This is a genomic window from Rhabdaerophilum sp. SD176 (assembly GCF_030143245.1).
Taxonomy (GTDB): Bacteria; Pseudomonadota; Alphaproteobacteria; order Rhizobiales; family Beijerinckiaceae; genus Rhabdaerophilum.
The window spans coordinates 19,643-44,157 of sequence record NZ_JARJNS010000001.1 but is presented as its reverse complement, the minus strand read 5'-3'; the positions used below and the strand labels follow the sequence as shown (position 1 = coordinate 44,157).

Below are 24,515 nucleotides of genomic sequence, written 5' to 3'. Positions count from 1 at the left end.
TCCATGGAACGTTTCATCCATCTTGAAGCCACCACCTGCCCGCTCGGCCTCGCCAATGTCGATACGGACCAGCTCATCCCTGCCCGTTTCATGAGCCGGCCGCGCAGCGAGGGCTATGGCCGCTTCCTGCTGCATGATCTCCGCTTCGGTCCGGATGGGCAGAGCCTCGGCTTTATGCTCGACGAGGCCCGCCATGCCGGGGCGGCGATTGTTGTCGCGCGGCGGAATTTCGGTACCGGCTCCTCACGCGAGGCGGCGGTCTATGCGCTGTGGGATTTTGGCATACGCTGCGTGATCGCTCCGTCCTTCGGCGATATCTTCGCCTCGAATGCCGTCAAGAACGGCCTTCTGCCGGCGCAGGTCAGCCCGGAAGATGCCGAGACGATCCTCGCTTTGCTGGAAGGCGCCGAGCATCCACGCCTCAAGGTCGATCTCGAAGACCTGCGGATCGAGATCGGTCATCGGTCCTTCCCGTTTGCCATCGATGCCGTGCGCCGGCTGCAATTGCTCAATGGCTGGGACGATCTCGACCTGACGCGCCGCCATGCCGGCGAGATTACCGCTTTCCGGGCCCGGCGCATTGCGGAGGCGCCGTGGATCCTGCCGGGCTGATCGGTTCGCGCGCGCGGCACGTAAGCCGGGCAGATCCTCACAGGAATTGCCGATGCCCGCGCCCCCCTCGCCCGCCAGCGAACCCTCTGCCCTCCGGTTGCTGGCCTATGCGCTGCCGGCCTTCCCGCTCGCGATCCTGACGCTGCCGCTCTACGTCATCGTGCCGAAATTCTATGCCGAGGAGCTTGGCGCGCCTTTGCAGGCGGTCGGGCTGGCGCTGCTGCTCGTAAGGGTTATCGATGCCTTTTCCGACCCGCTGGCCGGGCATCTCGCCGATGGCACCCGCTCGCGCTTCGGCCGCCGCCGGATCTGGGTCGCGCTGGCGGTCCTGCCTACCGCAATGGCTGGCTATCTCGTCTTCGTGCCGCCGGCCGATGCCGGCGCCGGCTACCTCTTCCTCTGGGGCACGGCGCTTTCCCTTGCCTGGACAGCCATGCTCGTGCCCTACAATGCGTGGGGCGCCGAACTTTCCTCCAGTTATGCGGGCCGGACGCGCGTCATGGCGTTCCGCGAAACGCTGGTCGTGCTCGGCACTTTCGCGGCGATTGCGCTCGCCGGTGCCCTGCAGAAGCCGGGCTCGCTGCGACCTGTGCTGGATGCCTTCGCGCTCGTGCTTGTCATTCTCCTGCCGGTTGCCACGCTGGCCTGTCTCGTGGCCGTGCCCGAGCCGGTCGACCGTTCCGCCCGCGCGCTATCCTTCCGCGAGGGCCTGCCCTTCCTGAAGGCCAACCGGCCGTTCCAGCGTCTGCTGGCTGCGTTCTTCTTCAACGGCCTCGCCAATGGCCTGCCGGCAACCCTGTTCCTCTTCTATGTCGGCCGGGTGCTCGGCGCCGAGGCCGCGCAGGGCCCGCTGCTGGTGCTTTACTTTCTCTGCGGGGTCATCGGCGTGCCATTCTGGCTCTGGCTGTCGAAACGAATCGGGAAGCACCGGAGCTGGTGCTATGCGATGATCCTCGCTTGCGCCGGCTTCCTGCCGGCGGTGTTCCTTGATGCCGGGGCGGTGACGGCTTTCGCCATCGTCTGCATTGTGACCGGGCTTGCCCTTGGGGCAGACATGATCCTGCCCGGCGCACAGCAGGCGGATGTCATCGATCTTGATACCGCTGAATCCGGTTCCCAGCGTTCCGGCCTCTATCTGGCCTTCTGGGGGCTGGCGACAAAACTGGCGCTGGCGCTTGCTGTCGGGCTGGCCTTTCCGCTGCTCGGCTGGGCGGGGTTCGACGCGCAGGGCAAGGGCAGCACCGGGCTGGGCATGCTGGCCTTCCTCTATGCCGGGCTGCCGGTCCTGCTCAAGCTCGTCGCAATCGGGCTGATGTGGAACTTTCCGGTTGATGCCGCCACGCAGGAGCGAATCCGTGGTCAGATAGAGGGTCGGCTGGCTTGAGGCCCTAGCCGGTCTTGGTGAGGTCCATCTGGACGTCGTTCCATTTGCGCGGCCGCTTGATGGCCCGCGAAGAGAGGATGGCGCCCGTCTCGCGGCCGATCAGCGTGATCCGGCGCTCGTGATAAGCGGCGAGGCCTGTGCGATGACCGACGCTGATCACCGTGGCCTGTGCAAAAGCCTCGCTGATCAGCCGGAGTACTTCCTCCTGACCGGTTTCATCCAGCGCCGAGGTGGCCTCGTCGAGGATCAGGATATCCGGCTGGGCCAGAAGCACGCGGGCAAAGGCCAGGCGCTGCCTCTCGCCGCCGGAGAGCACGCTGTCCCAATGCTCGACCTCATCAAGACGGCCTGCAATGTCTCCCAGCCCGCAGCGACGGAGTGCTTCGGCCAGCTCCGCACTGGTGAAATTGTGCGACGGCATCGGATAGGCCAGGACCTGCCGCAGCGTGCCTGTCGGAATATAGGCTTTCTGCGGCACGAAGGCGATGCGGGCGCCTTCCGGCAGCCGGATCCGCCCGGCACCCCAGGGCCAGAGCCCGGCCAAGGCGCGGATCAGGGTCGATTTCCCGGTGCCGCTGGCTCCGCTGAACAGGACTTTCTCGCCCTGTTCGATCCGGACGCTGGATTCCGCGATGACGGTCACGCCGGTCCGGTGCAGCACCTCGAGGTTTTCGAGAAGAATTGCCCGGCCAGGATGCGTGTCGATCCGGATGCCCGGGCCGGCCTGCGGTGGCGGCGCCAGGTCCAGATCGCCCAGCGCATCGAGCAACTCGTCGACACGGCGGACGGACGCGTACCATTCGGCGATCTTCACGAAATGGTCGACAAACCAGATCAACGCCGCCTGCACTGCCGTGAAGGCCGCGACAACCTGCATCACGGCGCCCAGGGTGAGCGCGCCAGACAGGTATTTCGGCGTGACCAGCAGAACCGGCAGCAGCGGGAACAGCGCGCCGTTGGTGTTCAGCACGAGGCCGACAATACCCTGCTGCCGGATGATCGAGAACCAGGCCGAACGCACCTCGTCGAAACGGGTGCGGATGGTGGCCCGCTCGCCGGGATCGCCGCGCATCAGCGCGACGCTCTCGGCATTCTCGCGCAGGCGGGTCATGTCTGCCCGGAACCGGGCCTCGCGCTCGTTCTTGAAGGCAACGCGGTCAATCAGGGGCCGTCCGACCCAGGTGATCAGTGCCGTGACGATGGCGGCATAGAGGACCGCCGCCACCGCCATATAGGCGGGGATGGTGATGCTCGCGTTGCCGATCTTGAAGCTGTAGGAGCCCGCAACCTGCCAGAGGATTGCTGCGAAAGTGATGGCCGAAAAGACCGCGCCGAGAAAGCCGAGGACAAAATCGACAAGCTGGTCAATCGCGAGGCGGACATCCTCGGCGATCCGGTATTCCGGCGCGCCCTGATCGACCAGCGTGAATTGCAGGCGGTAATAGCGCTGGCGGTCGATCCAGCGGGAAAGCAGGAATTCCGTCAGCCATTCGCGCCAGCGCAACTGGAGCGACATGCGCGACAGGACCTGCCCCGTCATCACCGCCGTGTACCAGAAAACGAAGAGCGGCAGCATCCACATGGCGCCAACCAGCGCAGGCCAGTTCTTGTTTTCCAGCGCATCGAAGAAGGTGCGGTGCCACGAATTCATTGCCACCTGTGCGCCGAGCGTCAGCAACACGAGTGCAATCAGACCGAGGCTAAGGCCCCAGGCGAGAGGGGCGGTGCGGCCTTTCCAGAAGCCCCGGCACAGGGTGAGGAACCGCTCGGGCGGCCTCGTCTCGGTTTGCGTTCCGGCCATCAGGAACAGTTTTCCTGTGCCGGCCCGGCCCGATTTCGCGCATGGCGCCGCATCGACATGCCCCCCTTGGTGCCCTTTTTCACGATGCCCCCCAGCATCCACGCGTGACTATCGCTGAGGCTAATGCAACGGCGGATGAACAATCAACCGTTCAGGACGGGAACACTCGCCGTCTGGTCGATCAATGTCGTCACACATCATCGGCACAGGTCTGTGATCAGGCCGCCTGCCGTTCATGGCGCTCCAGAAAAGCCTCGACCGGGAGGTTCCGGAAATCGTCGAGCGCCCCGCGCAGGGTGGCGTGGTCCCAGTCCCACCAGGCGAGGCGATGCAGGCGCTCGGCGATCGCCTCCGGAAAGCGGCGGCGGATGATCCGTGCGGGGTTGCCAGCCACGATCGTATAATCCGGCACATCCTTCGTGACGATGGCGCCGCCGGCAACCACGGCGCCGGTGCCAATGGTGCGGCCAGCAAGGATGATCGCGCCATGGCCGATCCAGACATCATGCCCGATCGTCACGGCATGGCTGCGGCGCCAGTCGAAGAAGGCCGCCTCATCTTCCGCATCATCGAAATAGGCCGAGGCGCGATAGGTAAAATGCGCCTGCGTGGCGCGATGCATCGGGTGATTGCCCGGGTTGATGCGGGTATGGGCGGCGATCGAGCAGAATTTCCCGATCGTCGTATAAATGACATTCGAGTCATTCACGACGTAGGAGTAATCGCCCATGCTGGATTCGACGAAGCTGGTCCGGGCGCCGATTTCCGTGTAACGCCCGAGGGTTGCCTGCCGGACATTCGCGGTAGCATCGATCAGCGGCTCCAGCCCGAGTTTCTTGCCTGCCATGTCAGCCTCCTCTTCCTTGCCCTCTGGTTGCGTCGTTGCCGTGGTGGGGCCTTCCGGTGTCGGCAAGGATACGTTGATGGATGCGGCTCGCCTTGCTTTGCAAAATGAGCCGCGCTTCGGCTTCGTAACCCGCGTGATCACCCGCCCGCGCGAGGCCGGCGGAGAAGCGCATGTCCCGATGACGGAAGCAGAATTTGCCGAAGCCCGTGCGAATGGCGCCTTCGCGTTGCACTGGCATGCCCATGGGCTCGACTACGGCATTCCGGCCGATGTGCTGGATGAGGTCGCCGCGGGACGCGTGATGCTCGTCAACCTTTCTCGACGCGAGATCCCGGTGGCAGAAGGCGTTTTCGAGCGCTTGGCTGTGATCGAGATCACGGCGCCGCCAGCGATTCTGGCGCAAAGGCTCGCTACGCGCGGGCGCGAGAGCGCGGCGGCGATCGAGGCCCGGCTGGCCCGCGAGGCGCCGCTTGTCGTGACGCGGGCGCGCCATCTGCGCCTCGCCAATGACCGGCCGCTCGCCGAGGTTGCCGAAGCCTTTATTGCCCTGATCCGGGCCGAGGCGGATTGACCGGCGGCCCTCGGGCATCGGACTCAGCCGGCGAAGGGAAAGCGCTGCAGGATGCGGAACGGCACCGAGCGGCTGTCCTGCCGGAAGATCGTGACATTGTCGATCAGCACCGGCCGTGCCGGCACCGGCCGGTAGGCTTCCTCAAGGACCGAGGCGATTTCCGCCTGCCGCTCCGGCGCGATCGGGCCAGTCAACGTCATGTGGAACCAGAAATCCTCATCGACGTAGTGATAGCCCCAACGATCAAGGTTCTCGATCTGGCGCGGCGTCAGCTTGCCGGCGAGGCGGCGCGCGCGTTCCGCTTCGGTCAGTGGTGCGCGGAAAGGGTCAAAGGCGCGGACAATTTCGAAGGCCAGCGCATTGAGCGCCGTGACATCGCCTTCGGGACGGAGCGCGAAATTCGTGCCGAGCCATTCGAGCTTCAGCCCGTCGAGCCGGACCGCCCGGGCGGTTGCGGCATACGTTGCGGCAAATTCCAGTAAGGCGCCCTCGCCTTCCGGCTCAACCAGTGTGATCGGCGCCTTCAGTGTGGCATGAAAGCCGTAGCGGCGCGGATGCCAATCGGCATTGAGGCTTGCATTGACCTCCGCCAGAACCGGCGGATCAAACGGCACATCCGCACCGCTCCAGGCATCGTAGCCAATGACACCGGTGCCGAAGCGGCTCAGGGCCGAGCCGGCTTCCGGCGCGAAATAGACAGCGTAGCGCGGCGTCTCGTTCGACATGGCCAGCTCAGAAGGCACGCTGTCCGTTTGACCAGACGGCCTTGATGACCGGCGTATCCGCCACCACGGCGAATCGGACCAGATCGCCGCGAAGGCCGGCTTTGAGATGGCCGCGATCCTTCAGGCCGAGAATGTCAGAGACCTTCCACGTCACCATGCCCATCGCCTCCGGCAGGGCGATGCCGCTGGCGGTATTAAGCTTAAGAACGGCCTGCAGCAGGCTCGAGGGCACGTAATCCGACGAGAGCCCGTCGAGAATGCCCCTCTCCGCCAGTTCCGAGACCGAGACGCCGCCGGAATGCGAGCCACCGCGCACGACATTCGGTGCGCCTGCAACAGTGGCCAGCCCGCGTGCCTTTGCAGCGGCAGCAGCCTCGACCGTGGTCGGGAATTCCGAAATCACTGCGCCCGAGGCCACGCCCGCCTCAACATGGTCGATGGTCGTGTCGTCATGGGTCGCAATGGGAATGTTGCGCTGCCGGAACATCTCGACCACGGCCTGCCAGTTCGTCGGCACGTTGGCCGCCTCGCGCGAGCGCTCGACCAGATCGGTCTCGAATTCCTCTTCGGACTTCCCGGTGCCGAGCGAATAGGTACGCAGATGTTCGATATTGCGCCATTGGCGCTGGCCTGGCGTATGATCCATCAACGAGACGAGGCGGACGAGCGGATTGTCGGCATAGGGTTCGATATCGGCCACAAGGTCCGGGCTGGTCAGTTCGCAGCGCATATGGATGTGGTGGTCGATCCGGAAGACGCCGAGCTCCTTGCCCTTTTCCAGCGCATCCATCACGTCGCGGAAAATGTCCTTGCGGTAATCCTTCGACGAGAAGGGCGTACCGGCGCAGACAGCATCATAGACCGTCGTCACCCCGGCTGCCGCCATCTGCGCATCATGGACGAGCGCTGCGGCGAGGCCGTTCGGCCAGAACACCTTCGGCCGCGGCATGAAATGCTTTTCCATGTTGTCGGTATGCATTTCGACAAGGCCGGGCGCGACATAGTCACCGCCGATATCCTCGGCGCCGGGCACGGCACTCGTGCCCTGGTCGACCGCCTTGATGCCACCGGCATCGAACACGATCGTCCCGGTGACGACCTCGTTCTCGAGGATCAGGCGCGCGTTGGTCAGGATGGTTTCGCTCACGGGCGAGGCTCCTTGATCGTCGGTTCAGGCCGCGTCGGCGGCCGCACGGAAATTGGTGATATCAAGCCAGCGCGTGGCTACGCGCTCGCGGACGGTTTCATCATGGAAGATACCGACAATCGCCGAGCCATGCGAACGGGCTTCGGCGATGAGTTCAACCACAACATCGCGGTTGCGAGCATCCAGCGAGGCCGTCGGCTCGTCGATCAGCATGACCGGCGAGGGATCGACGAAGGACCGGGCAATGTTCACGCGTTGCTGCTCGCCGCCTGAGAATGTGGCGGGAGCCAGTGTCCAGAGCCGTTCCGGCAGGTTGAGGCGGGCCAGCATGGCCCCTGCCCGTTCGGTCGCTTCAGCCGGGTCCAGGCCGCGGGCCAGAAGCGGATCACGCACGATATCGAGCGCGGACACCCGGGGGATGACGCGCAGGAACTGCGAGACGAAACCGAGCGTCCGCCGTCGCACTTCAAGGATCGTGCGTGGCAGGGCGGAGGCGATATCGACCATTTCGCCGTCATGGCGGATCTCGATCCGGCCACTGCTTGGCAGATAATTGCCATAGAGGATGCGCAGCAGGCTGGACTTGCCAGCGCCGGAGGCGCCGGCAAGCACCAGCACTTCCCCGGCGCGGACCGAGAAATTTACATCCCGGAACACGGGAAGGCGCACGCTGCCCTGATTATGCAGCGTGAAGGACTTAGAAACCGCCTCGACGCGGATCATTTCAGGCTGGTCGCTCATCGGCATTCCGGTGTCGTTCGCAGGTTTGGGTGACAGAGCCATGACATCACACCGCCAGGACGGCCGAGGTGAGCAGCTGGGTATAGGCATGCTGGGGATCATCGAGAACCTGATCGGTCAGGCCGGCTTCGACCACGCGACCATCCTTCATCACCATCAGGCGGTCGGTCAGCAGCCGGGCTACCGCAAGGTCATGCGTGACGATGATCGCCGCGAGGCCGAGATCGCGCACCAGCACGCGCAGCAGGTCGAGCAGGCGAGCCTGAACGGAGACATCGAGCCCCCCCGTCGGCTCGTCCATGAAGACGAGGCGCGGATTGGAAACGAGAACACGCGCGATCTGCAGGCGCTGCTGCATCCCGCCGGAGAACTGGCGCGGCTGGTCATCGATGCGTGCCGCCTCGATTTCCACCCGGGTCAGCCAATCGGCTGCCGCCTCGCGGATGCGGCCGTAATGCCGGTCGCCGCGATCCATCAGGCGCTCGCCGACATTGCCGCCGGCCGAGACATTCATCCGCAAGCCATCGCGCGGATTCTGGTGCACGATGCCCCATGCCGTGCGCATCAGGTGGCGACGATCCTGTTCCGGAAGATCAAAAATCTCGAGGAAGTCCGCCCCGGGGGTCGCCTCGAACAGCACCTCGCCGGCATCCGGCCGGTCGATCCCGGAGAGGCAGCGAAGCAGAGTGGACTTGCCGGATCCGGATTCGCCGACAATGCCGAGCACCTCGCCGGGCCATAGATCGAAGGAGACATCGGCACAACCGATCCGTTCGCCATAGAAACGCGAGACCGAGCGGACGCTGAGAATCGGCCGGAGGGTACCCGTCAGGGCATTCGGGGATACCAGCGCATTCATGGCCGGGGCTCCTTGGCAGGGGTCGGGGAGTTGGCCAGCACATTTGCGGCTTGATGGCCCAGCATCGGGCCGGCATGGCCTTCGGCGCGGCGTGTCTCGCAGTAATGGCTGTCCGAGCAGACAAACATCCGCCCGCCGGCATCATCGATCACCACCTCGTCAAGATAGCTGTCCCGCGCGCCGCAAAGGCCGCAGGGCTGCTTCCAGCTCTGGATGCGGAACGGATGATCCTCGAAATCGAGGCTTACCACCCGGGTATGCGGCGGGATCGCGTAGATCCTTTTCTCGCGGCCTGCGCCGAACAACTGCAGGCAAGGCGACATGTCCATCTTGGGATTGTCGAATTTCGGGATCGGCGACGGCGCCATGATATGCCGGCCGTTGACGCGGACCGGGTAGTCATAGGTGGTCGTGACCTCGCCGAACCGTGCGATATTCTCGTAGAGGCGCACCTGCATCAGCCCGTACTCGGCAAAGCCGTGCATTTTCCGCGTCTCGAGTTCGCGCGGCTCGAGCTTCCGCAGGGGTTCGGGCATCGGCACCTGATAGACGAGAATCTGCCCGGCCTGCATCGGGGCTTCCGGAATGCGGTGTCGGGTCTGAATGATTGTGGCCTCGTGGGTCGCTTCGGTTGTCCTGACCGAGGCGGTCCGCTCGAAGAACCGGCGGATCGAGACGGCATTCGTCGTGTCGTCTGCGCCCTGGTCGATCACCTTGAGCGTGTCAGACGGCCCGATCACCGCAGCGGTAATCTGGATGCCGCCGGTGCCCCAGCCGCGTGCCAGCGGCATCTCCCGGCTGCCGAACGGCACCTGATAGCCGGGAATCGCCACGGCTTTCAGCAGCGCGCGCCGGATCATCCGCTTCGTCTGCTCGTCGAGATAGGCATAATTGTACGGGGTAGCCCCCTGCGCGGCGAAGCTCATTCCGCAGCCTCCTGGATCGGGGTGGTTTCCGGCGCAAGGCGCGCCTCGCGCTCCGCACGGATGCGGCGGATCAACTCCAGCTCGCCCTGGAAATCGACGTAATGCGGCAGTTTCAGATGCTCGACGAAACCGGCGGCCTCGACATTGTCCGAATGGTAGAGGACGAACTCGTCCTGCTGGGCGGGGTAATCCGCGGCCTCGCCGAATTCACGGGCCTTCAGCGCCCGGTCGACCAGCGCCATCGACATCGCCTTGCGCTCGGAATGGCCGAAAGCGAGGCCATAGCCGCGCGTGAATTGCGGCGGCACGTCCTTCGAGCCGGAGAACTGGTTGACCATCTGGCACTCTGTGAGCGTGATCTCGCCGAGATCGACAGCAAAGCCGAGTTCCTCCGGCACAAATTCGACGCTGACCTCACCCATCCGGATCTCGCCGGCGAAGGGGTGGTTGCCTCCGAAGCCGCGCTGGACCGAATAGCCGAGGCCGAGCAGGAAGCCCTCATCACCCCGGGCCATGGCTTGCAGCCGGACATCGCGATCTGCCGGGAAGGAGACAGGCTGCCGCGTGAGATCGAACGGGGCCGGATCGCCTTCAGGCGGCATCTCCGGTTCCATCAGTCCTTCCGCACCCAGAATATCCGGCACGCGCGGCATCGTCTGCGCGAGGGTCGATGCCGCCTGTGGCGCCTCCGGCCGGGACTCGCCCTCCATCAGCGCGAAATCGAACAGGCGGTGGGTGTAATCATAGGTCGGGCCGAGAACCTGCCCGCCTGGCAGGTCCTTGTAGGCGGCAGAGATCCGTCGACGGATCGCCATGCGCGAGGTCTCAACCGGAAGGGAGGAGCCGAAGCGCGGCAAGGTCGTCCGGAAGGCGCGGATCAGGAAGGCGGCTTCAATGGCATCGCCCTGTGCCTGTTTCAGCGCGAGGGCGGCGAGATCCGGGTCATGGAGCGAGCCCTCGTTCATGACCCGCGCCACGGCGAGGCCGAGTTGCTCGCGAATCTGCGCGACTTCGACTTCCCTTACGGCGGGATCGCCCCGCCGGGCTTCGGCGAGAAGATCGTGGGTTGCAAGGATGGCGGCTTCCCCGCCCTTTACGGCAACATACATGATCGGTTCCTCAGGGGCGCGGGTCGTGCGCGGCAATACGGGTCGTCCGCGGGAGGCCGAGGATCTGGCTGCCGGCGGCAAGAACAATGTCCACGCCCAGCGGATAGAGGCGGGTATTGCGGGCCCATTCGACGGCGAAGCCGGCAGGGAGGCCGCGCGGCGCGATCTGCCGGGTGCCCGGAATGCCAGGCCCTTCGAGATCAAGCGTTTCGCCGCCGGTCAGGCTGCTGATCTGGAGGATCAGGGTTGTTGACTGGTCGGGGTAAAGCTCGTTGCCCGGGCTAAAGGCATCCACGCCCGGGAAGCCATGCCCGGCCGTGCCGACCGCGAAGGCCGCCTTTGCAGCGGATGCCGCTGGCGCGCCGCAATGGAACCGCAGCCAGACACCCGCCTCCCCGCTTTCAAGCGCTTCCGGCATCCAGACCGGCGTTTCATAATCGGCGAGTGTCAGAAGCAGGATCGCCGTTGCGGGTTCAAGGCCGACAGGACAGGGGGCGAAAGGGCCGAGATCGTGGATCGTGCCCGGCTCGGACAAGGCCGTGAGGATCCCGCGGAAGGCCGCCTGCGACTGGAAGACGGGATCGGAAAAGCCGATTCCCGGATTGAACGGCGCATTGGCCGACCCATCCTTCGGCAAAAGTGCATTCTGCTCGGCCATCAGCCCTCTCCCCGCACCATCGTGAAGAACTCGACCTTGGTGGCCGCCGCCTTGCGGGAGGCTTCCTCACGGGCCTGCTTCTGGCGCTCGGCCAGACGGTGCATCGCCCGGTGCATCGGGCCCTCGGGCGGCTCGTTTTGCAGAAGGGCGTCAAGAACGGCCGCCTTCTGCGCCTTGGCCGTGTCCCGCCCGAGCGCGTAAGAAAAGCCGAGGGTGCCGTCCTCCAGCCGTATGGCGCAGCGGGTCATGGTCGCCTCGCCGAGATTGAAACGCCGCCCGCCGCCGCCGGCGCGCCCTTCAACCATGATCGTGCCGGTTTCCGGCTGCTTGAGCACCATGAAGGGCGGGATGGCTGGCGCGTCGGCCAGAACGGCCTCTACCTCAGCCAGAGCGGCGCGGGCCAGAACGGCAAAATGTCCCTGCCGGCGCGCCAAAGGTTCGTTCGATTGCATCTTTGTCGAATCCGTTGACCGTGATAAGTCTAGACTTTAATGTCTGATCAGCGGAATGTCTAGACTTATTGGGTGACAGGATGATGACGACCGACATGGAAACCGTTGCCTCGACCCTTGCCGCTCCTGCCCCGAGCCTCGCCTGGAAGCGCATCGCCGATGCACTGGAGGAGGAAATCCGCGCCGGGCAGCATGCGGTCGGTGCCCTGTTGCCGCCCTCGGCTCTTCTGGCCGAACGGTTCGGCGTGCACCGGCATACGGTTCGGCAGGCGTTCAAGCATCTGGCGGAGAAAGGGCTTGTCTCCGTCGAGCGGGGACGCGGCACCGAGGTGCTCGCCCAGCGCTTCCCCTACCGGATCGGCCGCCGCGTCAGTCTCCGGACCAATTTCAGCGCCGCCGGCATTGCTGTTACGGGCAAGATCATTTCCACCATCCGCGAAAGCGCCAATCCGATGGTGGCCGAGGCGCTCGAGATTGCACCGGACAGCGAGGTTCATGTGGTCCGCACGCTCAGCCTCGCGGGTCAGGTCCCGGTATCCACAAGTCTTCACTATCTCGACATCGCCCGGTTCCCGGACTTTCCGGAGCGGCTGGCGATGAACGATGCGTCGATTTCGGCCGCCTTCGCCTCGGCGGGAATCCAGGACTATCTTCGCCTCTCGACGCGGCTCTCCGCCCGCATCGCCTCGAACGAGGAATCCGCCCTGCTCGCGCTGCCTTTGGGCAGTCCGGTGCTGCAATCGATCGGGCTCGACGCCCTGCCCGACCACAGGCCGATCCAGTTTGTTGTCAGCGTTTTTGCCGGGCCGCGGATGGAAATGATCATCGAGCCGCTGGCCGAGCCCTCCGCCTCGTAAGGGTTGCGTTTTCACCCCATTTGCAACTTGCGACGACTTGCCACGCCCTTCCGGCTGTGTTTGGGTAATCCAGCTTTCGGTGCCTTCCGCGAGGAGGGTGAAACGGGAATGCGGTGCGGGCTTCAGGCCCAATGCCGCAGCTGCCCCCGCAACTGTAAGCGGTGAGCTTTCTTCCAGAACACCACTGGTTCGATGACCGGGAAGGTGGATGAAAGCGGCGATCCGCGAGCCAGGAGACCGGCCGAGAGTCCGTGCAACCCCAACAATTCGGCGGCGGGCCGAATGGAGGAACCATGTCTCGCGCTTCCTGCGCACTCATCCTTGGGATGGGTGGCATTCTTGCTGTTTATCAAAGCTTTCCAGCCTTTTCTCAATCCAGAACATCAGAGCCGGCCGGTCTCGATATCCTGATCACGGCGAATCGCTCGCCCACCTCGATCCAGCGGACCGGCAGCGCCATCACTGTGATCCGCTCCGACGAAATCCAGAAGACGCATTCCGGCTCCCTTGTCGATGCCTTGCGCTTCGTTCCGGGCCTCGACATCACTGAAACGGGCGGGCCCGGCGCTTCCACATCGGTGCGGATCCGGGGCACGAATCCAGGCCAGCTTCTCGTGCTGGTGGATGGCGTGCGCATCAACGATGCGTCCTCGGCCAATGGCGAGGCGGATTTCGGAGGCATCCCAGGCGGTCTCATCGAGCGGATCGAGGTTCTCCGCGGTCCGCAAAGCGCGCTCTATGGCTCGGATGCGATGGGCGGCGTCATCAACATCATCACCCGCCGGGGGCGCGGCCCCTTCAAGGCATTCGGGCAGGTCGAGGGCGGCAGCTATGGCACGCTTTCGGGCAATGCCGGCGCCTATGGCCAGCAGGGTGCGTGGTCCTATTCCTTTGCCGGGTCCGGCTTCCGGAATGATGGGTTCTCCCGGTATGGCCACCGTGTCGCGCGGCTGAAGGCCGGCGCGCCCTACGAGAAGGACGGGACGGAGACCCTGGGCGGGTTCGGCCGGGTCGGGTTCGATGCCCGCGAGGGCTTTCGTTTCGAGGCCGGTGGGATGATCACCTTCCACCGCGCGGAATATGATGCCGCTTTCGGTGCCTTTCCCGACACGCCTTCGGCCAGCAACCGGCGGTTTTTCTCCGCCTTCGCCAAGGCGGAACTCGATACGCTCGAGAACAAGCTGACGCATGCCCTGACGCTGACGGCCAGCCGGACCGACAGGATGTTCCGCGATACCTCGATCACGGCGGCCAGCAACCCCAATGTCGCGACGTGGCGGCATACCGATTTCACCGGTGACCGCTTCGCGGCGGAGTATCAAGGCACCTACCGGCTGGAGCGCTACGGTTCCATGATCTTTGGCACGAAAGCCGAGCGTGAGATCGCCGTAACCTTCAACCAGAGCATCATACCGCTGGGTGCGCGCACCAAATCGCTTGGCGGCAACCAGACCACCCTTTCCGCCTTCGGCCTCTGGCAGGTTCCGGTGACGGAGCGGCTGGACGTGTCTCTCGGCGGGCGCCTCGACCACGTAACCGACGTCGATACGTTTCTCACCTGGCGCGCCACCGGCGCCTACCGCATCACCGAGACTGGAACCAAGCTGCGCGCCAGCCTCGGCACCGGCGGCAAGGCACCGACGCTTTACCAGCGTTTCGGCGGCTATCAGGGTTCGGTGGCGCTTCAGGCCGAGCATAATCTCGGCGGCGATATCGGGATCGACCAGGAGTTTCTCGACGGACGTGTCCGGATTTCCGCCACCGGTTTCTGGATCCGCAGCCGCGACCTGATCAATTTCCAGACCAGCCCGACCTGCCTTGCCAACGCACTTCAGGCCTTCGGCTGCTACGTGAATGTCGCGCGGGCCGAGAGTATTGGGCTCGAACTCGAGGGTACGGCCCAGCTCTGGACCGGCCTGCTCCAGCTGCGCGGGGCCTATACCTATCTGCAGGCCAAGGACCTGACGACCAACCGGACCCTCGCCCGGCGGCCGGAAAGCGTCGGCAAGATCGGGCTTGCCATCACGCCCTTCGCCAACTGGAGCTTCGAACCCTCCGTGACTCTGGTCTCGAAGCGGTTCAGTGGAGCCAACGAGACGCAGCGGCTCGCCCCCTATGCGAGGTTCGACATGCTGGCCAGCTACAAGCCGACAGAACAGGTCGAACTTTATATCCGGGGCGAGAACCTCAACAATGCCCGCTATCACGAGGTCTGGAACTATGGCACGACCGGCCGGGCCTTCTATGCAGGGATGAAGACGACGTGGTAGCCGAAACGGAGGCGAGAAGCGCCTCCCTGCCCGAACGGACGCCTTGGCGGGCCTGGCTTTTGCCGGGCCTTGCCCTGCTCGTCGGCGGGCTGTTCGTGATCTCGCTCGGGGTCGGACCTGTCGCCCTCCCGCCGGGCGATGTGATTGCCGCTCTGGCCGGGCGGGGCGAGGCGGCACACCGGATCATCATCTGGGAAATCCGGCTGCCGCGCGCGATCCTCGCTCTGGCCATCGGCGCCGTGCTGGCCATGGGCGGCGCAGCGTTGCAGGGCCTGCTCCGCAACCCGCTCGCCGCCCCTTCCCTTTTCGGCGCGCCGCAATCGGCTGCGCTCGCCGCCGTGGCGACGATCTCGCTCGGGATCAATGACGCCCTGGGCTGGGGCCTGCCGCTGGCGGCGATTGCCGGGGCCTTTGCCTCCGTATTCCTTCTGCTGGCCATTGCCGGGCGGAATGCAGGGCTGCTCCTGCTGATCCTCTCGGGGCTCGCAGTTTCCTCGCTGGCCGGTGCCGGGACGGTGCTGGCGATGAACCTCGCGCCCAACCCGTTCGCGGCGCTGGAAATCGCCTTCTGGTTGCTGGGTTCGCTTGAAGATCGCTCGATGCGCCATGTCATGCTGGCCCTGCCCTTCATCACGGTCGCGCTGCTGCTGCTCTGGCTCCAGCGGGGCGGCTATCGTGCGCTGGCCCTTGGAGAGGATGCCGCCGCGAGCCTCGGCGTGCCGGTCGAGCGGCTGCGGCTCACGACCATTCTTGGTGTGGCCATGGGCGTGGGGGCGGCTGTCGCCGTTTCCGGCACGATCGCCTTTATCGGGCTGATCGCCCCGCATCTCATGCGGCCATTCGTCCGGCATGATCCTGCCCATCTGCTGGTTCCGGCGGCACTCTGCGGTTCGGCCCTGCTCCTCGCAGCGGATATCGCCGTGCGCCTGATCCCGGCCACCTCGGACATAAAGGTCGGGGTGCTGACCTCGATCATCGGTGTGCCGTTCTTCCTCTATCTCATTGTCCGGGAAAGGCGTTCGCTCTCCGGAGGGATGGCATGAACCCGCCGCGGATCGTCCTTGAGGATGTGGCCGTCCGGCTTGCCGGCCGCGGCATTGTCGGCGGGGTTTCGCTTGAACTGTCAGGCGGCGCTCTCGTGGCCTTGATCGGCCCCAACGGGGCGGGAAAGACCACCCTGCTCAAGGCGATGGCCGGCCTGCTCCCGCATGGGGGCCGGATCGCCATCAATGGCAGTGAAGGCGCTTCGCTCGACAGGCGGGCGCGCGCACGGCTGATCGGGTACCTGCCGCAGGGCCATCAGGTGCATTGGCCGCTGCCGGCGGAAGATATCGTGGCACTCGGCCGCTTTCCACATGGCGTGGTGGATCCGCGACGCCTCTCGCCGGAGGATGGACGGATCATCCACGAGGCGATGCGCGTGACTGGCACCCGGGGTCTGGCCGGGCAATCCGCCACCACCCTTTCCGGAGGCGAGCGCGCCCGCATCATGCTGGCCCGTGTGCTGGCGGTCGAGGCGCCGATCCTGCTGGCCGACGAGCCGACGGCCTCGCTCGACCCGAGGCACCAGCTGGTGGTGATGGAGATCCTTCGCCAGCAGGCGCGGCAGGGGCGCCTGGTTGTCGCTGTCACGCATGACCTGACGCTGGCGGCCCGGATGGCGGACCGGATCGTGCTGATGGATGGCGGCATGGTCGTCGCGTCCGGAGCCCCCGCCGACGTCCTGTCAGACCGGCAACTGGCGGAGACCTATGGAATCCGGGCGCTGCGTCTCGATCATGGCGGCGAGCCGGCCCTGATCCCCTGGCAGGTGGAGGCTCAGCCGTGACGAAGCTCGGACAGGGTCCGCGCGAGGCGTTCGCGCGCAGCAGGCCCGGCCGGCAGGCCAAAGCGGATCAGCCGCGGGTCCCAGTGGAAGCAGCGTGTCCAGATCCGTCGACCGGCCAAGGCCGCATGGGAATCGGCACGGGGTATCCGGGCGAGCCGGAACAGGGACGTGCCGCCGACGACCACAAAGCCATAGCGCAACAGGACCCGGTCCAAAGCCTCGGCTTCCTCGGCAAGGCGGCTCCGCATGGCTTCGGCCCAAGCGAGGTCGGACAGGGCGGCGGTAGCAACCTGGATCGCCGCGCCGCTGATGGGCCACGGGCCAATGGCTTCGCGCAGCGGGGCGACCAGGTCTTTCGGCCCGATCGCGAAACCGAGCCGGAGCCCGGCCAGGCCATAGAATTTCCCGAACGAACGCAAGGTGATGACCGGAAAATCCTTCAGAATGCCGGTCAACGAGGCATCCGGCATCGTGTCGATGAAGGCCTCGTCCACGATAAGCCAGCCCTGTCTTTCAACAAGGGTCGAGGCAAGAATCATTGCGTCGGCCGGTGCGGCCGACCGCCCATCCGGGTTGTTGGGATGGACCAGCACCGCATGGCGGATGGTCTCGGCGAGCGGCTTGCCGGGGCGATAGGGTTCCGTTTCATGGCCGGCCTGCTGCCAGGCACGCGCATGTTCGGCATAGCTCGGCTCGGTGATACCCACGGTCCCGCCCCCGGGTGCCAGGCGGGGCAGCCATTGGATGAGGGCCTGTGTTCCGGGCGCGGCCACGATGTCATGGCTGTCCGGCACGCGATAGGCGATCCGGGCTGCGGCGAGCAGCGCCTCGAGTTCATGTCTGCCGGGCAAGGCGGTCCAGAGATGGGCGCCGAGGGTCCGCAGCGGATAGGGAAAGGGCGAGATGCCGGTGGACAGGTCAAGCCAGTCCCCCCGCTTCCCGCCGAACAGGGCCATCGCCTCGCCAAGATCACCGCCATGCTGCATCCTGCGGCCATGCCATGGAAGCGCGTGCATCGCCAGTGCCGTCTGGCTGCCCTTTCCATTTTCCTGTCAGCTGCGGCCTTCGCGCAGCCTGCCCCGACGCGGATCGTCTCGATCAACATGTGTACGGACCAGCTCCTGCTGGACCTTGCGCGACCGGAGCAGATTGTTGGCCTCAGCCCGTTCGGTGCCGATCCGCTGCGCTCCTGGGCTGCCGCGAAAGCGAAGCCCTATCCGCGCCTTTCCGGCACCGCCGAGGAGGTGCTCGTCCTCGCGCCGGATCTTGTCGTCGGCGGCCGGTTCACCCGCCGCGCAACCCGGGAATTCATCCGTCAGCAGGGCTTTCGCCTCGAGGAATTCGACGCGGTGCGCAGCATCGCCGAAACAAGAGCACAGATCCTCCGGATGGGTGCTCTTGTGGGCAACCCGGAAGGGGCACAGCGGCGGGTTGAGGAAATCGACGCTGCGCTTGCCCGCCTCAAGAGCACGGTCTCCCCGCTGAGGCTGCGTGTCCTGCCGGTTGCCCGGCGGGGCTGGGTCAGCGGATCGCAATCGCTGGTGACCGATCTTCTGGCGCAGGTGGGCCTCGTGAACGTGGCGGACGAGCTTGGCTTCCGGCAGGGTGGTTTTGCCTCGCTCGAAAGCCTCGTCCTGCTCAAGCCGGACGCGATCCTCGTTGCACGGGATGATCTCGCCCCGGAGGATCAGGGCACGGCCAAGCTGCTGCACCCTGCCCTCGCCGGTCGCTTCACGGCCGGGCGGAAACTGACCATGCCGGAGAAGCTGACGGTCTGCGGCGGTCCGATGCTGGTCGAGGCGATCGACCATCTCACCCGCGAACTGGCGCGGATCGGCCGGAAATGACCCTGTTTCCGGAAACCCTCCTGATCGTCCTGGTGGCGCTTGTGCCCGACGCGCTCATCGGCGATCCGGACATTGTCTGGCGGCGCATACCGCATCCTGTCGCATGGTTCGGCGGGCTGATCCGCACGCTGGAGGCCCGGCTGAACCGCCCGGAATGGCCGGAGACGCAGCGTCGTTTGCTGGGCCTGCTGGCCCTCGTCATCCTGGTGGCCGTCGCCTGCGCCGGTGCTTTCCTTCTGCAAGAGGCGCTGATGGCCCTCCCCTATGGCTGGATCTGGGCGGGGCTTGCCGGCTCTGTCCTGATTGCGCAGCGCTCGCTCCATGATCATGTCGCGCGGGTTGCCGATGCGCTGGAAAGCGAGGGGCTCGCGGGCGGACGGCGCGCTGTCTCCATGGTGGTCGGGCGCAACCCGGACGTGCTGGACGAAGCCGGGGTGGCGCGGGCGGCCATCGAGACGACGGCCGAGAATTTCTCCGACGGGGTGGTGGCGCCGGTTTTCTGGTTCCTCCTGCTCGGCCTGCCGGGGCTGGCCGTCTACAAGGCGGTGAATACGGCGGATTCGATGATCGGTCATCGCTCGCCACGCTACCTCGCCTATGGCTGGGCCAGCGCGCGGCTGGATGACCTCCTCAATCTCGCGCCAGCCCGCCTTTCGGGGCTGCTGATCGCGGCGGCCTGCGCCGCCGTGGGCCGCCAGCCCGGACCGGCCCTCCGCGTGATGCTGCGGGATGCGCGACTGCACAAATCGCCGAATGCCGGCTGGCCGGAATCCGCGATGGCCGGCGGGCTCGGGCTCGCTCTCGCGGGACCGCGGATCTACGGTACCGAGCGGGTCGATGACCCCTATCTCAATCCGGGCGGGCGCCGGGATGCCGGCCCGGCTGATATCCGGCAGGCGCTGGCGGTGATGGCCGCGGCCTGCCTCTTGCTGATGCTGATCGTCCTGGCCTTAACTTTCGCTCTGGCGTGACCGGGCGATGCGCAGGATCGCCTCGATATCAAGATGGGCCTCGCAATGCGCGGCCAGCCGGTCGAGTACAGCCTCGACTTCCGCCTCGTAGGCCAGAGCGCTGCCTGCCCCAAGCCCTTGAAGGAAGGCGGCGCGGAAGGCATCGCCTGAAAACAAGCCATGGAGATAGGTGCCCTGCACCCGGCCATCGGCGGAGATCGCCCCGTCCGGTCGGCCCTCGATCCGCGCGAAGGCGCGCGCGCAGTCCGGGCCCTCGCTGCGGCCGAGATGGATCTCGTAGCCCCGGATCGGCTGGCCCGAGGGCACATGTACGGCATCGACCAGCCGGGTGATCTTGTCCGGTGTCAGCCGCGTCTCGATGTCAAGGAAACCGAGGCCGGGCATGGTGCCGGCCTGCCCCTCGATTCCCTCCGGGTCGGCAATCGAGGTCCCGAGCATCTGGTAGCCGCCACACAGGCCGAGGATACGCCCGCCCCTGCGATGATGGGCGGCAAGGTCGATGTCCCAGCCTTGCTCGCGAAGGAAGGCGAGATCGGCGAGCGTGGCCTTCGAGCCCGGCAGAATGACGAGGTCGGCATTGGCGGGCAACGGCTGCCCGGGCGGGACAAAAGTCAATTCCACGGCCGGCTCGGCAGAGAGCGGATCAAGATCGTCGAAATTGGCGATCCGCGCGAGGATCGGCACGGCGATGCGCAAAGGGCGGTCGGCCGTTCCGCGGCGCTCTTCGAGGTCGAGCGCATCCTCCGCCGGAAGCCGATGGGCTTCGGCAAACCATGGTACAATGCCGAGGCCCGGCCAGCCGGTGAAGGACTCGATGGCGTGCATTCCGGCCTCGAAGAGCCGCGCATCGCCGCGGAACTTGTTGATCGCGAAGGCCTTGATCAGCCGCCGGTCGTCCTCCGGCAGGATGGCATGGGTTCCGACAAGGCTGGCGATCACCCCGCCCCGGTCGATATCGCCAACCAGCAGGACCGGCACATCCGCAGCGGCGGCAAAGCCCATATTGGCAATATCGCCGGCCCGGAGGTTGATCTCCGCCGGGCTGCCGGCGCCCTCGACGATGACAAGGTCAGCTTCGTCTTCCAGAATGCCGAAGCTTTCCATCACTGCCGGGAACAATTCATCGCGTCGCGCGCCGAAGCCGAGGCTGCGGAGGCTGCCCCGGCGTTGCCCCTGGACGATGACCTGACTGCCGGTATCGGTTTCCGGTTTCAGCAGGATCGGGTTCATATGGATGCTCGGCGAGCAGCGTGCCGCCTGCGCCTGCACGGCCTGCGCCCGGCCGATCTCGCCGCCCTCGCGGGCAATGGCGGCATTGTTCGACATGTTCTGCGGCTTGAACGGCCGGACCACGAGGCCGCGATCGGCGAAAAGGCGGCAGAGCCCGGCGACAAGCATCGATTTGCCGACATTCGAGCCGGTCCCCTGCAGCATGATCACGGCGGCGCGCCTTGCCATGTCAGAACTCGATCCCGGCCTGGGCTTTCACGCCTTCGCGGAACGGATGCTTGACCTGCACCATCTCGGTGACGAGATCGGCCAGCTCGATCAGCTCGGGCTTCGCATTCCGGCCAGTGATCACGACATGCGTATCGGCAGGCCGCTGTGTCCGCAGGAATTCGACGATCTCTTCGACGGGGAGATAATCGTAGCGGAGGACGATGTTGAGTTCGTCCAGCATGACCAGCCTGTAGGCGGGGTCGAGAATGCAGGCCTTGGCGCGCTCCCAGCCGGCTCGGGCGGTAGCGATATCCTGCGCGCGGTTCTGCGTATCCCAGGTGAAACCGTCTCCGGATATATCGAGCGTACAGAGATCGGGGAATTGCCGCAGCAGGATGGCTTCCCCCGTCACCCAGTCCGGCGACTTGGTGAACTGGATGACGGCCGTCCGCATCCCATAGGCGATATGCCGGAAAACCATGCCGAGCCCGGCCGAGGTCTTCCCCTTGCCCGCGCCGGTATGCACGATGAGCAGCCCCCTCTCGAGGGTTTTCCCGGCCATCATCTTCTCGCGCGCCTCCTTGTGGCGGCGCATCTTCTCGTTGTGGCGGGCATCGACATCGGATTCGGTCATCGCGGGGGTTCCTTGAGCGTCAGCGGCAGCCCGGCTGCCATGAAGACAACATGATCGGCCAGAGCGGCCACGTGCTGGTTGAGCCGGCCTTGCGCATCCCGGAACGCACGTCCCAGCGGGGTCTCGGGCACGATGCCGAGGCCGACCTCATTCGAGACAAGGATGACCGGGCCGCTTGCGGTTGCGAGTGCGCCTAGCAATGCAGCGGTTTCCGGAGCGACGGGCCTGTCGGCCAGCATGAGGTTCGACAGCCAGAGCGTCAGGCAATCCACCAGCAGGACCGCATCCGCCGCCGAAGCGCGGGTGATTGCGCCAGCAAGGTCGAGCGGTTCCTCGATCGTCTGCCAGCCATCGCCTTCCCGATCGACCCGGTGTTGCCGGATCCGCTCGCGCATTTCTTCATCGAAAGGCTGTGCTGTGGCGAGGTAGAGGCGGGAAAGGCCCGTCTGCCGCGCCAAAGCCTCCGCATGCCGCGACTTGCCGGACCGCGCTCCGCCGAGAACGAGGGTGAGACGCGCTTTCATACCGGGGCCGACCCATCGGCCGGCGACCATTCCAGTGGCGGTATGCGGGCGATGATGCGGGATCGCAAGGCTTCAGGTCGCGCTTTCCATGGCACGAAGCCGAAGGGCTGGTTGGCCATGGCCTGTGCCATCTCGACGAGGGTGGGCGCATCGCGTTCGGGGTCAAGATCGCCGAAGAGAAAGGTGTAGCGGCCGGGGCCGGACAGTGCCGCGGTGCAGGCCCGTGTGCAGACGCTGAGGCATTGCGTGCGGCGGATCGTGACACCGGAATCCGGCAAGGCCGCCAGCGCATCCGCCAGCAAGGCACCGGGGCGATAATCCGGGGCTGCCTCGGCCTTGCGGCAGGTGGTGCAGATGGTGATGACAACCGGCGCCTGCGGGGAGGCAACGGGTTCGGTGATCACTTCCGGAGAAATGACAGGAGCATTCATGGCGGCCAGCCTTGTCCAGGGCCAGCTCTGACAGCCGGGGCTTCGCCCCGCAAGGGTTGCGCCGCCCGTGCACCCCGCCGGATTGCGCCCATCAGCAGCCTATCCGAGCAGCCGGTCTCCTGGCTTGCGGGTCTCTGCCGGCTCCCGCCTTCCCAGCCGAGCGGCCAGTGGCGATGGGGTCAGCTCTCCGCCTACAGTTGCGGGGGCAGCCGCGGCTTCGGGCAAAGCCCCCACCGCATTCCCGTTTCACCTTCCTTGCGGAAGGCACTGCTCGTGGACGGGATGTCGCATATCCGCCCCGACCGGGCAAGAGCGGAGGCCCAGGGTTCAGCCCTCGGCAAGCACGGCGAGGCAGGCTTCAGCTGCGGCCCGGACCGCACCTGCATTCATGCCCGGCTTGTAGAGCGAGGAACCGAGCCCAAATCCAGCGCATCCCGCGTTACGGAGGCTGGCGAGATTGGCAGCGCCGACGCCGCCTACGGCGATAAGCGGCATATCCGGCGGCAGAACGGCCTTCATTGCCTTCATGCCGCCGATGCCGATCATCTCCATCGGGAAGAGTTTCAGTGCATGAGCGCCGGCAGCAATTGCATCGAAGGCTTCCGATGGCGTGGCGATGCCTGGCAGGGAAATCAGCCCGGCCCGCCGCGTTGCCTCGATTACGGCGCAGTCAGTGTGAGGTGAAATGACGAGGCCAGCACCGATTTCGGCCAATTCGAGTACGTCATCCGGCTGGATGACTGTACCGGCACCGATCAGCGCGGCCTCGCCAAAACGCTTGACCAGCCGGGAAATGGAATTGAACGGATCGGGCGAGTTCAGCGGCACCTCGATCAGCCGGATGCCACTCTCGACGAGCGCCGCTCCGATCACCTCGACCTCTTCCGGGCGGATCCCGCGCAGGATCGCGACCAGCGGTACGGCTGCCAGCGTTTCGCGGAACAGGGATTCAAGGGCTTCCGCTGTCATGCATCGGGCTCCTTCAAGGCAGCGAGGCGACGGAAGCCCCTGATGGTCGTATCCGCGGGGGCGATCTGCGAGGCGAGGCCGAAAATACGGGCCGCCTCGGCATAGCGCGCGGTCAGTGGTGGCTCCCCAACGAGACGCAGCGAGGCGGGATTCCAGCCCAAGGCGAGCCCGCCGGCCATCTCGGCACCGATGACGATCCCGGAGAGGTATTCCCCGATATCGGCCGGCGCGAGTTCATCGAACAGCACGCGGCTTCGCGCCGAAAAGGCGGCATGGAGCAAACCTGCACCGGCATGGCTGCGCATGTGGCGCACACCTTCGGCAAAGGCCCCGGGTGCGCCCGTGGCGCCTTCCGGTAGCAGACGGCCGAGGATCGTATGGCCCTTCAGCGCGGCATAGATCTCGCCGGTCATGAAGGTATGGAAAGCCTCGATCCGCCCTGTATGGTGGCGGACCCATTTCGAATGCGTGCCCGGCAGGACGACGATTGATTCCTCCTCCGGTACACACGCCCCGAAAACCTGGATCTCCTCGCCGCGCATGACATCCGGCACCGGGTGCCGCATGGCAACGCCGGGCAGGAAGCGCATCGTGGCACCGGAAGCATGGCGACGATGCACCGAGGCCGCAGCGAGGGCTTCGAGGCTGGCCGGCGTTTCGGCATAGGGCGTTTCGACCCAGCCATTTCGGCTGGTGATCATACCCGAAAAGAGCAACTCGGAATCCGACGTGATCCAAGCACCGATCTGGCGATCCAGCACGGCCTCGAAGGCGCCGTCGGCAACGCTGAGGATGCCGGCCGCGGCCCGGTGCTCGGCGACAGGTTCTCCCGCAGAATCGAAGCGATAGGCGCGGAAATTCGTCGTTCCCCAGTCAATGATGATTGCCTCACGGCCTGCCATTGGAGAATCC

Annotated in this window: 26 protein-coding genes and 2 riboswitches; of the genes, 9 read left to right on the top strand and 17 right to left on the bottom strand. The window is 65.7% G+C overall.

All coding sequences use genetic code 11. The annotated features are described in order from the left end of the window. Positions 1-3: 3 nt before the first annotated feature. Positions 4-612, top strand: coding sequence for a 3-isopropylmalate dehydratase small subunit (gene leuD, locus P0652_RS00215; protein ID WP_284176732.1), 609 nt, complete (start codon positions 4-6; stop codon positions 610-612). 52 nt (positions 613-664) lie between these two features. Next, on the top strand, positions 665-1,996 hold the full coding sequence (locus P0652_RS00210; protein WP_284176731.1) for an MFS transporter: 1,332 nt from the start codon (positions 665-667) through the stop codon (positions 1,994-1,996). A gap of 4 nt (positions 1,997-2,000) precedes the next feature. Here P0652_RS00210 and P0652_RS00205 read toward each other — a convergent pair whose 3' ends face one another. Together P0652_RS00205 and P0652_RS00200 are read right to left on the bottom strand one after the other, a co-directional pair. Further along, positions 2,001-3,797: an ABC transporter ATP-binding protein/permease gene (locus P0652_RS00205; protein WP_284176730.1), complete on the bottom strand. Its 1,797-nt coding sequence runs from the start codon at positions 3,795-3,797 to the stop codon at positions 2,001-2,003. Positions 3,798-4,014: 217 nt separating this feature from the next. After that, a complete protein-coding gene (locus P0652_RS00200) occupies positions 4,015-4,644 on the bottom strand; it encodes an LbetaH domain-containing protein (RefSeq protein ID WP_284176729.1) in 630 nt (209 codons plus the stop codon). Here P0652_RS00200 and phnN point away from each other — a divergent pair. Beyond that, positions 4,643-5,215, top strand: coding sequence for a phosphonate metabolism protein/1,5-bisphosphokinase (PRPP-forming) PhnN (phnN, locus tag P0652_RS00195; RefSeq protein WP_284176728.1), 573 nt, complete (start codon positions 4,643-4,645; stop codon positions 5,213-5,215). The genes P0652_RS00200 and phnN overlap by 2 nt on opposite strands. A gap of 23 nt (positions 5,216-5,238) precedes the next feature. Here the strand turns inward: phnN and P0652_RS00190 are convergent, their stop codons facing one another. From P0652_RS00190 to phnG, 8 genes are read right to left on the bottom strand one after another with little or no spacing between them, the layout of a single operon-like run. Continuing rightward, on the bottom strand, positions 5,239-5,940 hold the full coding sequence (locus P0652_RS00190; protein ID WP_284176727.1) for a DUF1045 domain-containing protein: 702 nt from the start codon (positions 5,938-5,940) through the stop codon (positions 5,239-5,241). 7 nt (positions 5,941-5,947) lie between these two features. Next, positions 5,948-7,087: an alpha-D-ribose 1-methylphosphonate 5-triphosphate diphosphatase gene (locus tag P0652_RS00185; protein ID WP_284176726.1), complete on the bottom strand. Its 1,140-nt coding sequence runs from the start codon at positions 7,085-7,087 to the stop codon at positions 5,948-5,950. A 24-nt stretch (positions 7,088-7,111) separates the two neighbouring features. Then, positions 7,112-7,828: a phosphonate C-P lyase system protein PhnL gene (gene phnL / locus P0652_RS00180; RefSeq protein ID WP_284176725.1), complete on the bottom strand. Its 717-nt coding sequence runs from the start codon at positions 7,826-7,828 to the stop codon at positions 7,112-7,114. Positions 7,829-7,874: 46 nt separating this feature from the next. After that, the gene (gene phnK, locus P0652_RS00175) at positions 7,875-8,687 is read right to left on the bottom strand and encodes a phosphonate C-P lyase system protein PhnK (protein ID WP_284176724.1); all 813 of its coding nucleotides are present in this window, start codon (positions 8,685-8,687) and stop codon (positions 7,875-7,877) included. Then, entirely contained in the window at positions 8,684-9,613 is a 930-nt protein-coding gene (locus tag P0652_RS00170; RefSeq protein ID WP_284176723.1) for an alpha-D-ribose 1-methylphosphonate 5-phosphate C-P-lyase PhnJ, read from the bottom strand. The genes phnK and P0652_RS00170 overlap by 4 nt, the downstream gene beginning before the upstream one ends. Continuing rightward, positions 9,610-10,722: a carbon-phosphorus lyase complex subunit gene (locus P0652_RS00165; protein ID WP_284176722.1), complete on the bottom strand. Its 1,113-nt coding sequence runs from the start codon at positions 10,720-10,722 to the stop codon at positions 9,610-9,612. The genes P0652_RS00170 and P0652_RS00165 overlap by 4 nt, the downstream gene beginning before the upstream one ends. A gap of 10 nt (positions 10,723-10,732) precedes the next feature. Then, positions 10,733-11,380 (bottom strand): phosphonate C-P lyase system protein PhnH, encoded by a 648-nt coding sequence (gene phnH, locus P0652_RS00160; protein ID WP_284176721.1) that lies wholly within the window; start codon positions 11,378-11,380, stop codon positions 10,733-10,735. Next, entirely contained in the window at positions 11,380-11,832 is a 453-nt protein-coding gene (phnG, locus tag P0652_RS00155) for a phosphonate C-P lyase system protein PhnG (RefSeq protein WP_284176720.1), read from the bottom strand. The genes phnH and phnG overlap by 1 nt, the downstream gene beginning before the upstream one ends. 80 nt (positions 11,833-11,912) lie before the next feature. On the opposite strand from phnG, the gene phnF reads away from it, so the two are divergent. The 4 genes from phnF to P0652_RS00135 all read left to right on the top strand — a co-directional run bounded on the left by phnF (position 11,913) and on the right by P0652_RS00135 (position 16,787). After that, the gene (gene phnF, locus P0652_RS00150; protein WP_284176719.1) at positions 11,913-12,689 is read left to right on the top strand and encodes a phosphonate metabolism transcriptional regulator PhnF; all 777 of its coding nucleotides are present in this window, start codon (positions 11,913-11,915) and stop codon (positions 12,687-12,689) included. Between the two features lie 60 nt (positions 12,690-12,749). Next, positions 12,750-12,949, top strand: a riboswitch (cobalamin riboswitch). 33 nt (positions 12,950-12,982) lie between these two features. Continuing rightward, positions 12,983-14,959, top strand: coding sequence for a TonB-dependent receptor plug domain-containing protein (locus P0652_RS00145; RefSeq protein ID WP_284176718.1), 1,977 nt, complete (start codon positions 12,983-12,985; stop codon positions 14,957-14,959). 59 nt (positions 14,960-15,018) lie between these two features. Further along, complete coding sequence (locus tag P0652_RS00140) at positions 15,019-16,002, top strand: FecCD family ABC transporter permease (RefSeq protein WP_284177402.1); 984 nt, start codon at positions 15,019-15,021, stop codon at positions 16,000-16,002. After that, entirely contained in the window at positions 15,999-16,787 is a 789-nt protein-coding gene (locus P0652_RS00135) for an ABC transporter ATP-binding protein (RefSeq protein ID WP_284176717.1), read from the top strand. Before P0652_RS00140 ends, P0652_RS00135 begins: the two co-directional genes overlap by 4 nt. On the opposite strand, the gene cobD is transcribed toward P0652_RS00135, so the two are convergent. Continuing rightward, positions 16,778-17,773: a threonine-phosphate decarboxylase CobD gene (cobD, locus tag P0652_RS00130; protein ID WP_284176716.1), complete on the bottom strand. Its 996-nt coding sequence runs from the start codon at positions 17,771-17,773 to the stop codon at positions 16,778-16,780. The genes P0652_RS00135 and cobD overlap by 10 nt on opposite strands. Between cobD and P0652_RS00125 the strand changes: the two genes are divergently transcribed. Together P0652_RS00125 and cbiB are read left to right on the top strand one after the other, a co-directional pair. Next, positions 17,765-18,634, top strand: coding sequence for an ABC transporter substrate-binding protein (locus tag P0652_RS00125; protein ID WP_284176715.1), 870 nt, complete (start codon positions 17,765-17,767; stop codon positions 18,632-18,634). The two genes, cobD and P0652_RS00125, sit on opposite strands and share 9 nt — an antisense overlap. Continuing rightward, positions 18,631-19,605, top strand: coding sequence for an adenosylcobinamide-phosphate synthase CbiB (cbiB, locus tag P0652_RS00120; protein ID WP_284176714.1), 975 nt, complete (start codon positions 18,631-18,633; stop codon positions 19,603-19,605). The genes P0652_RS00125 and cbiB overlap by 4 nt, the downstream gene beginning before the upstream one ends. Here the strand turns inward: cbiB and P0652_RS00115 are convergent. From P0652_RS00115 to P0652_RS00090, 6 genes are all read right to left on the bottom strand, one after another. Beyond that, on the bottom strand, positions 19,585-21,063 hold the full coding sequence (locus P0652_RS00115; RefSeq protein ID WP_284176713.1) for a cobyric acid synthase: 1,479 nt from the start codon (positions 21,061-21,063) through the stop codon (positions 19,585-19,587). The genes cbiB and P0652_RS00115 overlap by 21 nt on opposite strands. Before the next feature lies 1 nt (position 21,064). Continuing rightward, complete coding sequence (gene cobO, locus P0652_RS00110; RefSeq protein WP_284176712.1) at positions 21,065-21,679, bottom strand: cob(I)yrinic acid a,c-diamide adenosyltransferase; 615 nt, start codon at positions 21,677-21,679, stop codon at positions 21,065-21,067. Further along, positions 21,676-22,203: a bifunctional adenosylcobinamide kinase/adenosylcobinamide-phosphate guanylyltransferase gene (gene cobU, locus P0652_RS00105; RefSeq protein ID WP_284176711.1), complete on the bottom strand. Its 528-nt coding sequence runs from the start codon at positions 22,201-22,203 to the stop codon at positions 21,676-21,678. The genes cobO and cobU overlap by 4 nt, the downstream gene beginning before the upstream one ends. Next, positions 22,200-22,634, bottom strand: a complete 435-nt coding sequence (locus P0652_RS00100) for a DUF1636 family protein (RefSeq protein ID WP_284176710.1) — start codon at positions 22,632-22,634, stop codon at positions 22,200-22,202. Before P0652_RS00100 ends, cobU begins: the two co-directional genes overlap by 4 nt. A gap of 92 nt (positions 22,635-22,726) precedes the next feature. Beyond that, positions 22,727-22,921, bottom strand: a riboswitch (cobalamin riboswitch). 40 nt (positions 22,922-22,961) lie between these two features. Further along, positions 22,962-23,603 carry a 2-dehydro-3-deoxy-6-phosphogalactonate aldolase gene (locus P0652_RS00095; protein ID WP_284176709.1) on the bottom strand — a complete coding sequence of 214 codons (642 nt, stop codon included), beginning with the start codon at positions 23,601-23,603 and terminating at the stop codon, positions 22,962-22,964. Next, the gene (locus tag P0652_RS00090) at positions 23,600-24,505 is read right to left on the bottom strand and encodes a 2-dehydro-3-deoxygalactonokinase (RefSeq protein ID WP_284176708.1); all 906 of its coding nucleotides are present in this window, start codon (positions 24,503-24,505) and stop codon (positions 23,600-23,602) included. Before P0652_RS00090 ends, P0652_RS00095 begins: the two co-directional genes overlap by 4 nt. Positions 24,506-24,515 lie beyond the last annotated feature (10 nt).

Bases quoted from the DNA above. Each gene is read 5' to 3' on its own strand.
- leuD (WP_284176732.1), top strand. From the start codon at position 4: ATGGAACGTTTCATCCATCTTGAAGCCACCACCTGCCCGCTCGGCCTC.
- P0652_RS00210 (WP_284176731.1), top strand. From the start codon at position 665: ATGCCCGCGCCCCCCTCGCCCGCCAGCGAACCCTCTGCCCTCCGGTTG.
- P0652_RS00205 (WP_284176730.1), bottom strand. From the start codon at position 3,797: ATGGCCGGAACGCAAACCGAGACGAGGCCGCCCGAGCGGTTCCTCACC.
- phnN (WP_284176728.1), top strand. From the start codon at position 4,643: ATGTCAGCCTCCTCTTCCTTGCCCTCTGGTTGCGTCGTTGCCGTGGTG.
- P0652_RS00200 (WP_284176729.1), bottom strand. From the start codon at position 4,644: ATGGCAGGCAAGAAACTCGGGCTGGAGCCGCTGATCGATGCTACCGCG.
- P0652_RS00190 (WP_284176727.1), bottom strand. From the start codon at position 5,940: ATGTCGAACGAGACGCCGCGCTACGCTGTCTATTTCGCGCCGGAAGCC.
- phnL (WP_284176725.1), bottom strand. From the start codon at position 7,828: ATGAGCGACCAGCCTGAAATGATCCGCGTCGAGGCGGTTTCTAAGTCC.
- phnK (WP_284176724.1), bottom strand. From the start codon at position 8,687: ATGAATGCGCTGGTATCCCCGAATGCCCTGACGGGTACCCTCCGGCCG.
- P0652_RS00170 (WP_284176723.1), bottom strand. From the start codon at position 9,613: ATGAGCTTCGCCGCGCAGGGGGCTACCCCGTACAATTATGCCTATCTC.
- P0652_RS00165 (WP_284176722.1), bottom strand. From the start codon at position 10,722: ATGTATGTTGCCGTAAAGGGCGGGGAAGCCGCCATCCTTGCAACCCAC.
- phnH (WP_284176721.1), bottom strand. From the start codon at position 11,380: ATGGCCGAGCAGAATGCACTTTTGCCGAAGGATGGGTCGGCCAATGCG.
- phnG (WP_284176720.1), bottom strand. From the start codon at position 11,832: ATGCAATCGAACGAACCTTTGGCGCGCCGGCAGGGACATTTTGCCGTT.
- phnF (WP_284176719.1), top strand. From the start codon at position 11,913: ATGATGACGACCGACATGGAAACCGTTGCCTCGACCCTTGCCGCTCCT.
- P0652_RS00145 (WP_284176718.1), top strand. From the start codon at position 12,983: ATGTCTCGCGCTTCCTGCGCACTCATCCTTGGGATGGGTGGCATTCTT.
- P0652_RS00135 (WP_284176717.1), top strand. From the start codon at position 15,999: ATGAACCCGCCGCGGATCGTCCTTGAGGATGTGGCCGTCCGGCTTGCC.
- P0652_RS00125 (WP_284176715.1), top strand. From the start codon at position 17,765: ATGCTGCATCCTGCGGCCATGCCATGGAAGCGCGTGCATCGCCAGTGC.
- cobD (WP_284176716.1), bottom strand. From the start codon at position 17,773: ATGCAGCATGGCGGTGATCTTGGCGAGGCGATGGCCCTGTTCGGCGGG.
- cbiB (WP_284176714.1), top strand. From the start codon at position 18,631: ATGACCCTGTTTCCGGAAACCCTCCTGATCGTCCTGGTGGCGCTTGTG.
- P0652_RS00115 (WP_284176713.1), bottom strand. From the start codon at position 21,063: ATGGCAAGGCGCGCCGCCGTGATCATGCTGCAGGGGACCGGCTCGAAT.
- cobO (WP_284176712.1), bottom strand. From the start codon at position 21,679: ATGACCGAATCCGATGTCGATGCCCGCCACAACGAGAAGATGCGCCGC.
- cobU (WP_284176711.1), bottom strand. From the start codon at position 22,203: ATGAAAGCGCGTCTCACCCTCGTTCTCGGCGGAGCGCGGTCCGGCAAG.
- P0652_RS00100 (WP_284176710.1), bottom strand. From the start codon at position 22,634: ATGAATGCTCCTGTCATTTCTCCGGAAGTGATCACCGAACCCGTTGCC.
- P0652_RS00095 (WP_284176709.1), bottom strand. From the start codon at position 23,603: ATGACAGCGGAAGCCCTTGAATCCCTGTTCCGCGAAACGCTGGCAGCC.
- P0652_RS00090 (WP_284176708.1), bottom strand. From the start codon at position 24,505: ATGGCAGGCCGTGAGGCAATCATCATTGACTGGGGAACGACGAATTTC.